The sequence below is a fragment of the Litchfieldia alkalitelluris genome, from assembly GCF_002019645.1.
GTDB lineage: Bacteria > Bacillota > Bacilli > Bacillales > Bacillaceae_L > Litchfieldia > Litchfieldia alkalitelluris.
Genome location: NZ_KV917374.1, coordinates 1,048,447 through 1,062,179 on the forward strand (window position 1 = coordinate 1,048,447; position 13,733 = coordinate 1,062,179).

A 13,733-nucleotide genomic window follows, 5' to 3' on the forward strand; every position below is an offset into this window, starting at 1 on the left:
TAACAGAAATTAAGTATTGTATAAATGTAAATATCTCGAGTTGCGAAGTAATTCATAGTTTATTCATATTAGAAATTTTTACGATTATGTGGAATAAATAATGGTAATAATAAAGAAGAATCAATAAAGAGGAAATAATGGAGTTTTAAAAAGAAAACGAGCAGTTTGTCCGAGTATTTCAAATTCTTACCGATAGATCATTCTCGTGTACTAAAATCACATTCATATATCTAGAAATCTCTTTTAATTCACAATAACCACTGTCATAGACATGAAAAATCTGAAATATCTTGTCGTTATAAAAAACCTTTGTTCCTTTTTTCATCTTTTTGCCTCCTGATTCGTTTGTGAATTCTAAGCCTATGATGATGAACATTGGTGAAACTTGTTTATTAGAGAGTGGACAACTGCTCTATCTCAATCTTAATCTATGATTGTTCTTGAAATGTATTATTTATATTAATTTTATGTTAACAGTAAAATTCTGAAAAATCAAACATTATCAAAAATTAGCGACAAAAGTACTACTAAGTGAAGAAGATGTCAAAATTTGTTGATTCCATAATTCGACATTTTTGACAAACTCAACACTCGTTTTAGATTAACCCATTTTTTCCTCATATAAGTGGTGTGCATTTTTACGACGAAAACCAGAGGATGGGGTAACAAATGAATAATTTTCTTATTTTGCGAAGTCGTGAATAATGGATAATAATCTCCTACCATACCCTGATGATCACTGATTTGCATCTGTTACTAAATCATATACATAATATCAATGTTCGTTATACAAGTAGAGGAGGTTAAAAATACCTGTGCTAATGCCACAACTTTGTCCTCATGAACTAATTTTACTATGGTACTTTAAAAAGCAATATATATGAAGCTTTTAATATTTGTAATGGTGAATTAAGATTGGTAAAATAAAGATTAGTACTTTGAAAATAACTTTACATTATAAAAAAATGTTCTATAATTTAAGAATCAAAACAATTCTTCATAAACTGTACAAGCAATTCATATAGTTAGATATAAAGGCATCGCACTTCGCATGTGTGGTGCCTTTTCCTGCAAAGTGTCCCTTAAACTGCAGGGAATAGGAAGAGGAGGCGGAATAATTTGAATCGGAAGTTTGTAGCATTATATATGGCATTATCACTATTATTGGGGGCATCAGCTACATATATGGGGATGCAGTTCTTTAATAATGCCCCATCTAGCAACAGTAACAGCCTTATTTCGAATGGCAATTCAAATGCTTCTACTGAAACCGCAGTGGAAGACTTTGAAAAGATACAACAAGCTTATGAACTTATACTAGGACGATATGTGGAAGACGTAGACCAAGCTCAACTTATTGAGGGTGCTATAAAAGGAATGGTTGATACTCTTGAGGATCCTTATTCGGTTTATATGGATAAAGATACAGCAGATCAATTTACCCAATCATTAGACTCGAGCTTTGAAGGAATTGGAGCAGAGGTAAGCATGGTTGACGGTCGAGTGACGATTGTCGCACCATTTAAGGATTCTCCAGCAGAAAAAGCTGGATTAAAGCCAAATGACCAAATTGTTAAAATAGATGGTGAATCAATTGAAGGTCTAGACTTGTATGAAGCGGTCCTAAAGATTCGTGGGGAAAAGGGAACAACTGTTATTCTTGATGTAATCCGGCCAGGCGTTAATGACATAATGAATATAGAAGTGACTCGTGATGAAATCCCGATCGAAACCGTATATTCGTCTGTTAAGGAATATAATGGTCAAAAGGTAGGATATATTGAAATTACTTCTTTCGCTGAAAAAACGGCACAGGATTTTGTTTCTCAATTATCTGCTTTAGAAGAACAAGGAATTGAAGGTCTAGTATTAGATGTTCGAGGTAATCCTGGTGGGCTTTTAGATAGTGTTGAGCAAATTCTAAAGCAACTTGTAACAAAGGATAAGCCATATGTTCAAATTGAACAAAGAGATGGTAATAAACAGCGTTTCTTCTCAAGTCTTGAATCACTAAAAGATTACCCTATTACGGTGTTAATTAATGAGGGGAGTGCTTCAGCATCAGAAATATTAGCGGGTGCATTAAAAGAAGCAGGTGGTTATGAGGTTGTTGGAGATACATCCTTTGGAAAGGGAACCGTTCAACAAGCAGTTCCGATGGAAGATGGAAGTAATATTAAGCTAACAATGTACAAGTGGTTGACTCCAGATGGTAATTGGATTCATGAAACAGGTGTTGAACCAACTGTTCCAGTGAAGCAACCAGACTATTTTTATAGTAACCCAATTCAGCTTGAGGAAGGTAAAAGTCTTGAGGCTGACATGAATAATGAGAAAGTGAAAAATGCCCAATTAATGCTTAAAGGTTTAGGGTTTGAACCAGGTCGAGAAGATGGTTACTTTAGCAAAGAAACTGAAATCGCAGTAAAAGCATTCCAAGAAGCAAACGATTTAGACGTGAATGGAAAAATTGATACTAAAACAGCAAGTCGAATCGAAAGTGAAATTCTTGAGCATATTCGCAAAGAAGAAAATGATCTACAGCTAAAAGCAGCAATTAAAATCTTGTTCCAATAATATAAGAACGGTAAACAAATCAAGAGGCTACCCCAAAAGAATCTAGCTTACACAATGTCGTAAGTCAAGTTCAGTGGATAGCCTCTTTTTCTTATGCATTCGACAAAGTTCGGGTGGTGACAGGCACCTCCTATTGCTCCCGAACAACACCCACCAAAATTTTCAAAAAAAACAGATTAGGCATTTTTAGATAGTTTTGGTAAAATAAAGGTATTGATATTGAATTCGGTACGTAAATATGGTAGGTGGTGAGAATTGATGACTGAGTGGCTAGTTGAATTTATAAAAGGAATAGGTTTGTTTTTCCTTCATCCTTTGCTTTACGTTTTTATCTTCATGTCATTAATAGCTGGTTATTTAAGAATAAGGCGTGAGCGCAAGGACTTTCATGTGAGGGTATATGATATTTTTCAAGAATTAAGAGAATTATTTACAAGTGGGGTTATTCTAAGTATCACTACTTCAATTGCTACGGTTGTAGCTGGAATGGTTATGCCTTTTGGTAGTTTAGTATTGATGGCAGTAATTACATTAATACTAGCAGCAGTTGGTAGATTTAGATTATTAACACCTTCTTATATACTAGGATTCACGTTTTTTTCGATCATATTGCTTTCACAGATTAATAGTCCTCCAACATGGTTCGCTCCATTATTAAATGACATTAAAATGACTAGCTTACCAGGTTTATCTGTACTTGTATCCTTGCTTTTATTAATAGAAGGGATTCTCATATTCAGCAAAGGACATAAAGGTACCTCACCAAAACTAGTGAAAAGTAAAAGAGGGCTAAAGGTAGGGGCACATTTATCGGAAAAGCTATGGATGGTTCCACTATTTCTGATCTTACCTGGAGATGCTATAGCAGTGTCATTTGAATGGTGGCCGGTTTTTGTGGTGGGTGATGGTAGTTACTCCTTAATTCTTGTTCCATTTTGTGTAGGGTTTTCACAAAAGTTTAAGGGAATGCTACCGCAACTTGGAGCACGCTTTATCGCAAGAAAAGTGATTGGTTTAGGAACTGTTTTAATAGGTTTTTCAATTCTTAGCATTAGGTATCCAATTGTTGCAATTATGTCTGTTGCGTTTGCAATGGTAGCGCGTGAATTGATAAATTTACAATTTAAATTCTTTGATGATTCACAACCTTTTTTCTATGCGAAGCGAGCTCAAGGGCTTTTCATCCTTAGTATTATTCCGAAATCTCCAGCTGATAAGATGGGATTGAAAATTGGTGAAGAAATCATGAAAGTGAACGGACTGGTAGTGAATAATGATCGCGAATTCTATCAATCTCTTCAAAAAAATAGTGCATTTTGTAAACTAGAGGTTAAGGGATTAAATGGTGAAGTAAACTTTGTACAAGGTGCTTTGTATGAGGGGGATCATCATGAGTTAGGGATTATTTTTATTGAAGAAGATAAAAAGTGGAGTCATGAGGCGGTATAAATAAGAGTCAGGGGCTGAGTAGGTTGTGTCAGTTTCTGGCTTTTTTATTTTGTCTACCCTGAAAAAAGAAATGCTGAAGGCGCTCGTTCATCGGCGACATGCATAAGACGAGCCGGCAAGAAGGTTGCTTTGTAACCTTCTTGCCGGATTGACTTATGACCCCGAGCCGATAGCGCCTGAAGCTAGACACTAAGCTAAGTATAATTTTTCATACTCCATGGTGCGAATTAAATTAGCATGGATGTCTTCCCTGAAAATAACTTAGTTAGAGGAGTTCCATGAGCTGCGATCCACTTGCTTTCCTCGGGGTGGTCCGTGAGCCTCCTCGTCGCCAGGGTCTCAGCTCCTGCGGGGTCTCACGAGACCGCTGGATCCCGCAGGAGTCAAGTGGCTCTCCGCTCATTCCACACTGAGGTGGAAACATTTTTTCATACACCATGGTGCGAAATACTTATTTAGCATGGATGTCTTCCCTGAAAATAACTTAGTTAGAGGAGTTCCATGAGCTGCGATCCACCTGCTTTCCTCGGGGGGTCCGTGAGCCTCCTCGTCGCTTCCCTGAGCTCCTGCGTGTCTTACGAGACCGCTAGACCCGCAGGAGTCAGGTGCTTCTCCGCTCATTCCACTTTCAATTTTAACTTCTAAACCATTAAATTTAATATGTATAAATAGGGCAGATTATATATCTTTTTATTGAATTTCTAATGTCTTTTTAAAGAATGTCTTTAGGAATGGTGATTTTTCGTCGATATAGTTAGTGTATAATTAAACATAAAGAAGCTAGGTTTCGTTAAATGTAGATACAGTTTTGGATGGAAAGGTGATGGAGAGATGAGTAGTACGAAAGTAATCGTTTTTAAGGTGGGTAACGAAGAATATGTGATTGATATTTTTAAAGTTCAATCAATTGAGCGGATGCAGGATGTGACAGCTATTCCGAATTCAAGTCCTGCTCTTATTGGAGTAACAAATATTCGTGGTGAGGTGTTACCTCTTTTTGATTTACATAAAATTCTAACTTTAAAGGAAGTTGAAAATACTGATAATACTAGGATTATATTAGTTGAAAGTCAGGGCAAAACACTTGGAGTTGTAGTTGATGAGGCGAGTGAGGTCCTTGAGATATCTCATGATATTATTCAACAGCCATCATTTACTGTTTCTGAGGATTCTTTTATTAAAGGAGTGGCTACTCTAGAAGCGAGAATGCTCATCGTTCTTGATATTGAAAAGCTTTTATCAAATGATAATGTGAGTGCCGATGTTGAGAAATTACAAGCATTCATTCATGAAGGGCTGATGGAAGAATCGGTCTGATCATGTCATTACTATTTAATTTGAAGCTAGTCTGGCAACAGACAGGCTTCTTTTTTTTGTAATAGGAAGTGATTCCTACATAGTGCTTTTTGGTGAAAAAAATAGGATGAAAAGGTGATATGTTTTTTTGCCTTAATAATAGAAAATAAGTATATAGGCCTACTCGTGATAAAGTAGATAAATGGGACTTTTGGAATGTTGCAACCGGTAGATTTACTTCAGAATTTAGGGTGAGGGATGGAAATGCGATGGCAAAAGAAATGAAGGTTTTTAAAACAATCACCAATAAAAAACTTAAAATAAAGATTGAAAAAACAACTTATTTAACCGATTATCACACCATTCTTCATAAATTAATGACGACTAAAAATAAGTCTGAATTCAAAAGAGTAATACAATATATAAAGATCATGGAAAATCGAAAAAGTGAAGTTGATAATTACTTATATTATATAGGGGTGGGGTTTTACTCGGAGTTACATAAAACTCAAAAAACCCTTAAAGAAAAGAGAAGTGTGAGTTAGTTCTAAAAAAATCCTTACAAAAATAAATGTTTCAAAACTTTACGAGCCTTTATGGCTTTTTTTGTTTTAGACAAATGTGTTAAAATATTGTTTGGTATGGATATCGTTACCTTTGTAAAAAATATCCACAGTACTAGTTTAATTATTTTACTTACTTAAGGAGCGGAATTATGGAAAAAATACTTATTTTTGGACATAAAAACCCTGATACGGATACAATTTGTTCTGCAATCGCTTATGCTGAACTAAAAAAAGAATTAGGATTGAATGTTGAAGCCGTACGTTTAGGTGAAATCAATGGGGAAACTGAATATGCATTGACTCATTTTGGTGTAGAAGTACCTCGTTTTGTTGAAAGTGTTTCTTCTGAAAGTGCAAGTGTTATTTTAGTTGATCACAATGAGCGCCAACAAAGTGCTGCGGATATTGACAAAGTTCGAGTGCTTGAAGTAATTGACCACCATCGTATTGCTAATTTCGAAACCAGCGACCCTTTATACTACCGTGCAGAGCCAGTTGGTTGTACGGCAACAATTTTAAATAAATTATATAAAGAGAATGGTGTATCCATAAAAAAAGAGATTGCCGGATTAATGTTATCTGCGATTATTTCTGACTCTCTTTTATTCAAATCGCCAACATGTACTCCTGAAGATGTAGCTGCCGCAAAAGAATTGGCTGAAATTGCTGGTGTTGATGCTGATAGCTATGGACTAAATATGTTAAAAGCGGGTGCTGACTTAAGTGATACATCTGTTTTACAACTGATTACACTTGATGCAAAAGAGTTCCAAATGGGAGAGTACAAAGTTGAGATCGCTCAAGTAAATGCGGTTGATGTTAATGATGTCCTATCAAGACAAGCAGAGGTAGAGCAAGCTCTAGAAGCTGTGATCGAAAGTAAATCATTAGATTTATTCTTGTTCGTAGTAACTGATATTTTAAACAACGATTCTGTAGGAATTGCACTTGGTAAACAAGCTGCTGCTGTTGAAAAGGCATATAATGTGACACTGGAAAATAATCTCGCTACATTAAGAGGAGTTGTTTCACGTAAGAAGCAAATCGTTCCAGTACTTACAGAGGTTTTAGGTTCATAACTAAAATAGGCATTTTATAAGCGATTCTCTAATGAACAAGCCTACTATGAGAAAAAACCCACTATTCATAAATATGGGTTTTTTCTGCTATTTCTTACAAAAAATGTTTATATAATGCTACACTATAAGAATGAGTTATCATAATTTTCGAGAAAATCCTCAATTCATGTAATATTTATTCTACTAAGGTGACATCCAACCATCCAGGGTTAGAACTTTTTTTAACTTTTACAGTAAGTTCATTAATCTCGTTACATAGGTAGATGAAATCAGTACTTTGTAGTTGCATTTCTTTATGATTTTTTAGTGTTTTAATTACATATTCAGCGTATTTTTGATAAATATTCATCCCAGTAACATCTCCTTTTTTATAAGGCTTTTTTCGTAAGCATTGTTGAACTTATTAAGAGATTTATTATTTCATAGTCTTAATTAAGAATTTTTATGAAAGAAGCCTAAATGAAAGAACTATTAGTGGTATACCCCCTAATTCCTCTCTTTAAACATAAAAATAAAAAAATTGATAGGAGAAAATGGAATGAAATTCAGAACAAGGCTTTATTTAGGGTTCGGACTTGTTATGCTTGTTATGACGATCGTATTAATCCTGACAATCAACATGCTTTCTTCGCAAAAGAGTAGAATGGATGAGATTGTACAAGATCGCTATGAAAAAATTAAATTGGTCAATATGATTCGTTCAGATATTGGAGTCATTGGGAGAGAGATTAATGGTTTAGTAGTGAAAGGTGAGCAAACAACACTTACCCAGGAATCTTCTAAATCGATTGCAGTATCTTATTCAACCATCAACAATACGATATCTGAGTTAGAAAGAATGGAGCTATCAAAATCGGTAAATGATATTCTTGCTGTATTCAAGGAAGAGCTTATTCGTTATAAAACATTAGTGGATATGGCTGGCAATGAAAATGTTAATATTGAAACAGAACTTAGTTTATTAGTTTCAGATGCCGAGTTAAAGCGAATCACATTAGTAGAGATAATTGATGAACTAGTAAAGATTCAAGAAAATAATATGACAGAGACATTAGCTCAATCTACGACAGACTACAATAATGGTGTAAGAAATGTAACGATTTTTACCATTATAGGAATTTTAGTAGGAATAGGTATGGCGATCTTTATCGTAACTGGTATTACCAAGCGACTAGCCCGCGTTAAAAATGTCATGAAAAGTATTGATTACGAAGCTGAAGTGTTCCCTCGTATCGATGTCATTACACATGATGAAATTGGTGAAATTGCATCAGCATATAATGAAATGGCGACTGCTTTAGAATTTCATGAACGTACTGAAAGAGAGTATCTTGAGGATATCGAGGAGCAGCATTGGCTTAAGGAGAAAACAACTGAGTTATCGATCATGACACAGGGAATTACTGATCTTAAACCACTTGGAGATCAGTTAATTGGCAAACTTGCAAAAATCATTCAAGCCAATTATGGGGTTATTTATATTAGGAAAAACCATTCAGAAGGTACCTATTATTCAAAGCTTTCCTCTTATGCCTATCAAGCTGGACTTAATCTGGAATTTAACGATATCAAACCAGGAGAAGGTTTAGTCGGACAGGTTGCGGTAGATAATGAGATAATGAGATTACAAAACATCCCAGATCAATACATAAAAATCACATCAGGCTTAGGCGAAGCAAAGCCATCAGATATTATGATTGTACCTAGTGCTTATGAAGGTGAAGTTTTTGCAGTGATTGAACTAGCAAGCTTACGACCTTTCACTGAAATTGAACAAGATTTAATTCAGCAGGTAGCCAATCAATTAGCAATTACTATCAATCGGATTGAAAAGCATATGCAAGTACAGGCATTACTCGAAGAAGCACAAACATTAAATGAAGAATTACAAACTCAATCAGAAGAATTACAAATGCAGCAGGAAGAGCTTCGGACAATGAATGATGAACTTGAGGCACAGCATCGTACTTCTGAACAAAAGACAAAGGAACTTGAAACCTATAAAAATGAACTAGAAGAGAAAAACAAAGAGGTTCTTTTAGGCTCGAAATATAAATCTGAGTTTCTTGCAAACATGTCTCATGAATTACGAACACCATTGAATAGTTTAATTATTTTAGCTCAAATGCTTTATGAAAATAAACATGGTAATCTCTCAGATAAACAAGTTGAATATGCAACAACGATCTATTCCTCAGGGAATGATTTGCTGCGATTAATTAATGATATTTTAGATTTGTCAAAAATTGAATCAGGAAAAATTGATATTATGCAAGGTGAAGTTGTTTTAGAGGATATCCTAATCAATGCTGAGAGACAGTTTTTACCGATATCAAAGAAAAAGGGAATTGACTTTTTTATTCGAAAAAGTGAAGATGTCCCAGCAATTGTTTACTCTGACGAACAACGGATTAACCAAATTTTAAAGAATTTACTATCAAATGCATTTAAATTTACTGAAAAAGGCAATGTTCAACTGAGCATTGAAAAAACAAAAATTCATTCAGAAGAGCATGGAAATCAGGATTACTTATCATTTAAAGTATCAGATACAGGGTCAGGGATTCCACAGGATAAACAAGACTTGATTTTTGAAGCATTTCGCCAAGTCGATGGAACTACTAGTCGAAAATTTGGCGGGACAGGCTTAGGCTTATCTATTTCTAAGGAACTGGCGGAATTGCTTGAAGGTTATATAAACTTAGAAAGTTTTGAGGGAAAAGGAAGTCAATTCACTTTCTATTTACCACTACATTCAATTGGCAACGGTACAAGTCGTCCAAACGAACAATCTGAAGGCGAAAACGAAGCAGCAGCGTCAATTGATGTTCTCCAAAAACCAGTGGTAAAGGAACATGAGTCTGATTCTGTTAAATCTTCAGAGAATCACTCGATTATAAATGAAGTGTACTCTAATAAAAAAGTGATGGTCGTTGATGATGACATGAGGAATGTCTTTGCATTAACTAGTGCGCTTGAATCAAATGGAATGAATGTTATATTCTGTGAAAATGGGAAAGAAGCTTTAGAATTATTACCTGAACATCCTGATTTGGATATCATTTTAATGGATATCATGATGCCTGAGATGGATGGGTATGAGACGATGGAAAATATCCGTCGAATTGATGAGTATAAGGAACTCCCAATTATTGCACTGACTGCAAAAGCGATGAAATATGATCGTCAAAAGTGTATTGATGCGGGCGCATCTGATTATATTAGTAAGCCTGTAAACCTTGAACAATTATTATCATTGTTAAAAGTATGGTTACATAAATAGGTGAGAGATATGAATATTTTACATGATCCTCTTTTTGTGGATAGAGGAAATGAGGAATGTAGTGATTTAGAGAAAATTGAAATTGAATTACTTTTAGATGGCATTTATCGATATTATGGATTTGATTATCGTAACTATAATTTATCATCAATTCGTAGACGCTTATGGCATCGAATTAAGATTGAACAACTTACAACTGTTACAGAACTATTAAATAAAGTATTACATGATCCAAAAGTGATGGAAAAGCTACTTGCTGATTTTTCAATCAATGTGACTGAGATGTTTAGGGATCCAAGCTTTTTTAAAGCATTTCGGCAAAAAATCGTTCCTTATCTCAAAATGCTTCCTTCCATTCGTATTTGGCATGCGGGCTGCTCGAGTGGTGAAGAGGCCTATTCTATGGCGATTCTGTTATACGAGGAAGGCCTTCTACATAAAACAAGAATTTATGCGACAGATATGAATGATAACATTATTAACATAGCCAAAAAAGGTAGAATACCGATACAACGTATGAAAGCTTATACGAGTAATTATGTGGCTGCAGGTGGCATTCGAGAGTTTTCAGAGTATTATACTGCAGACCTGCAAGATGTCATTTTAAATGAAGATATCATTAAACATATAACATTTGCTCAACATAATTTAGTATCTGATAGTTCATTTAATGAATTTCATGTAGTCATCTGTCGCAATGTCATGATTTATTTTGATCGTGGATTACAAGAAAGAGTCCATCAGCTTATTTATGAAAGCTTAGCACTCAATGGTTTCTTAGGGATAGGAAGTCGAGAATCTCTTACATATACGAAAATTGAACATTTATATAAAGCAGTTGATAAAACGGAAAAACTATATCAGAAAACCATTCAACATATAGAAAAGTGCAACAAAGCCTAGATAAATCATTAAATTAAGGGCGAGGTAGATATGGAAAATCAAAGAGTCAATATATTAATGGTTGATGATCGAAAGGAAAATTTATTAGCTTTAGAAGCTGTATTAGCGTCTAGTAACTACAATCTTATTTCTGCTAGCTCTGGAGAAGAAGCTCTAAGGTGGGTATTGAAAGAGGAGTTTGCAGTTATTTTATTAGATGTTCAAATGCCTGGAATTGATGGGTTTGAAACAGCCAAACTAATCCGAGCTAGAAACAAGTCAAAGGATATTCCGATTATCTTTATCACAGCATTAAGCCAAACAAAAGAACATGAATTAAATGGTTATTCTGTTGGCGCAATTGATTATTTATTTAAACCATTTCCACCACTTATTCTAAAAAGTAAGGTGGATGGATTTGTCAAAATCTATTTAAGTCAATTAAAGATTAGAGAACAAAATAATCTGATTTTAGAGCATTCTATACAATTAGAACGGGCCCATATGAAGCTTCAACGTAGTGAGGCATTGGCAAGAGCGATAACGGAAGCTTCAATCGACTCCTTATTAACCATAAACAACGATGGTTTTATTTTAACTGTAAACCCTGCATGTAAGAAAATGTTTGGGTATGAGGAATCAGAGTTATTACACCAACCTTTATCATTACTTCTACCGAGCTTTAAAGCTACAGTTATAGATGAATTTGAAAATACTAAATTAATTGAATCATATGGTCAGCGAAAAAGTAGGGAAAGGTTTCCAGTTGATTTCCAAATTTGTTCTACATACGTTAACAAAGGTGCGATTTATGTGTGTTCAATTCGGGATATCACAGAGCGAAAGCTACAATTTGACCAACTTGATGAATTAGTTAGGATACGCACGGCAGAGTTGGTTGAAAGTCATCATGAACTAAAAAAAGAAGTAGAAGAAAAGCAAAAGATGGTACAGCTTATTAAAGAGAGTGAGCAACGATACCGCTCATTAGTTGAAAATCATCCTGATGCTGTTTACTCAGTAGACCTTGAAGGAAGACTTGTTTCAGTGAATGAAGGTAGTGTTAAATTGACTGGAAGAAGTAGGGAGGAGCTTATTGGAACAGATTTTATGGAGTTAATTCCCCTAGAAGATCAAGAAAACTCCAGAAAGGTATTTCAAGCTGCCCTAAAAGGGTCACCAAACTATCGTGAAATGCAAATCATCCATAAAGATGGAACATTTATTCATATTCATTCGACAACCATACCAATTATTATTGATGGAAGAATCATCGGAATCTATGGGATTGCAAAGGATATTACCCTTCAAAAGGACTTGTGGCAACAGCTTTATGAAAGTGAAGAAAAATATCGTCACTTAGTAGAGGCTTCCCCTGATGCAATTATTATTCAGCAACTACATACCGAGGAATGGACGTTTATTAATAAAACGGGGTTAAATCTTTTAGGAATCGAACAAGAATACAAGGAATTCTATCAGCGGAGTCTAAAGCAATGGGTACATCACGAGGACTTCGAAATGATGTACAAGTTTTTAAAGCAAGGAATTGAAGAAAAGAGTCCTTCACATTTTGAGGCACGACTTATTCGCAGAGATAGAGAAACTATTTATGTTCAAGTGAACTGTATCCCGTTTATGTATATGGGTATTCCATCATTACACATCGTGATAAATGATATCACCGAATTAAAGCATAGTAGAGAATTTATTAAGGAATCAGAAAAACTAACGGTTGTGGGGGAGCTAGCAGCAGGAATTGCCCATGAAATAAGAAATCCTTTAACAAGTTTGCGTGGGTTTACGCAGCTACTTCAGTATACAGCTAGCACCGACAATGAATATGTTCCAATTATGATCGAGGAAATTGATCGAATTAATACGATTGTAAGTGAGTTACTACTTCTCTCAAAACCGAACTCAATCGACTTTTTTAAAGTGAACATTGGGAAACTTTTAGATACAATTGTCATTTTAATGAATGCAGAAGCAAATTTACATAACGTCAAAATTGAAATTCTTAAAATGAGTCAGCAAGAATTTATTACATATGGGATTGAAAATAAAATCAAACAAGTTTTTGTTAATATATTAAAAAATGCGATCGAGGCAATGCCTCATGGTGGTCAAATCACCGTCCAAATGAAACTAGAAGGTAATCTGATTTCTATTTTATTTATCGACCAAGGAGAAGGAATTCCAGCCGAGGTCTTAGCTAAAATTGGACAACCCTTTTTCACTACCAAAGAAAAAGGTACAGGCCTTGGTATGATGGTATGCCATAACATCATTGACAACCATCATGGAACCATGAAAATAGATAGTGAAATCGGAAAAGGAACCACAGTAGAAATTAGCTTGCCTTTATACCAAGAAGCTGAAATACTCACTCACAAATAAACCTTAGTACCTTAGAACTCAACTGAACTAGTTAGTAGCAAACGCTGCATACGCACTTATTTATTATTAATTATTATAACTAATACAATTTGCAATATAATCATAATCTATGTGAAAAGAGTGGCTCGTAGTGAATGGTACTCTTCTACCTTAGTTATTCTCAGAGTAGAAATCCATTCTAATAAAATATTCGCACCATGG

Annotated in this window: 10 protein-coding genes; 8 read left to right on the forward strand and 2 right to left on the reverse strand. The window is 34.8% G+C overall.

Translation table 11 applies throughout. The features are described from left to right. Positions 1 to 178: 178 nt before the first annotated feature. On the reverse strand, positions 179 to 325 hold the full coding sequence (locus tag BK579_RS25490) for a hypothetical protein (RefSeq protein ID WP_169891068.1): 147 nt from the start codon (positions 323 to 325) through the stop codon (positions 179 to 181). A gap of 794 nt (positions 326 to 1,119) precedes the next feature. On the opposite strand from BK579_RS25490, the gene BK579_RS04755 reads away from it, so the two are divergent. From BK579_RS04755 to BK579_RS04780, 5 genes are all read left to right on the forward strand, one after another. Then, a complete protein-coding gene (locus tag BK579_RS04755) occupies positions 1,120 to 2,577 on the forward strand; it encodes a S41 family peptidase (protein WP_078543892.1) in 1,458 nt (485 codons plus the stop codon). Between the two features lie 258 nt (positions 2,578 to 2,835). Next, positions 2,836 to 4,026 carry a PDZ domain-containing protein gene (locus BK579_RS04760; RefSeq protein ID WP_235848343.1) on the forward strand — a complete coding sequence of 397 codons (1,191 nt, stop codon included), beginning with the start codon at positions 2,836 to 2,838 and terminating at the stop codon, positions 4,024 to 4,026. Between the two features lie 831 nt (positions 4,027 to 4,857). Further along, a complete protein-coding gene (locus tag BK579_RS04770; protein ID WP_078543898.1) occupies positions 4,858 to 5,343 on the forward strand; it encodes a chemotaxis protein CheW in 486 nt (161 codons plus the stop codon). A 248-nt stretch (positions 5,344 to 5,591) separates the two neighbouring features. Next, the gene (locus BK579_RS04775) at positions 5,592 to 5,867 is read left to right on the forward strand and encodes a hypothetical protein (RefSeq protein WP_078543900.1); all 276 of its coding nucleotides are present in this window, start codon (positions 5,592 to 5,594) and stop codon (positions 5,865 to 5,867) included. A gap of 170 nt (positions 5,868 to 6,037) precedes the next feature. Beyond that, entirely contained in the window at positions 6,038 to 6,967 is a 930-nt protein-coding gene (locus tag BK579_RS04780) for a manganese-dependent inorganic pyrophosphatase (protein WP_078543901.1), read from the forward strand. 175 nt (positions 6,968 to 7,142) lie between these two features. Here BK579_RS04780 and BK579_RS25495 read toward each other — a convergent pair whose 3' ends face one another. Continuing rightward, a complete protein-coding gene (locus tag BK579_RS25495; RefSeq protein WP_169891069.1) occupies positions 7,143 to 7,316 on the reverse strand; it encodes a hypothetical protein in 174 nt (57 codons plus the stop codon). A 189-nt stretch (positions 7,317 to 7,505) separates the two neighbouring features. On the opposite strand from BK579_RS25495, the gene BK579_RS04785 reads away from it, so the two are divergent. Genes BK579_RS04785 through BK579_RS04795 form a run of 3 tightly spaced genes read left to right on the forward strand, consistent with a single transcriptional unit; the run spans position 7,506 to position 13,532 of the window. Further along, positions 7,506 to 10,250: a response regulator gene (locus BK579_RS04785; RefSeq protein WP_078543902.1), complete on the forward strand. Its 2,745-nt coding sequence runs from the start codon at positions 7,506 to 7,508 to the stop codon at positions 10,248 to 10,250. Positions 10,251 to 10,259: 9 nt separating this feature from the next. Then, positions 10,260 to 11,153: a CheR family methyltransferase gene (locus tag BK579_RS04790; RefSeq protein WP_078543904.1), complete on the forward strand. Its 894-nt coding sequence runs from the start codon at positions 10,260 to 10,262 to the stop codon at positions 11,151 to 11,153. Positions 11,154 to 11,183: 30 nt separating this feature from the next. Then, on the forward strand, positions 11,184 to 13,532 hold the full coding sequence (locus BK579_RS04795) for a PAS domain S-box protein (RefSeq protein WP_078543906.1): 2,349 nt from the start codon (positions 11,184 to 11,186) through the stop codon (positions 13,530 to 13,532). Positions 13,533 to 13,733: the final 201 nt, after the last annotated feature.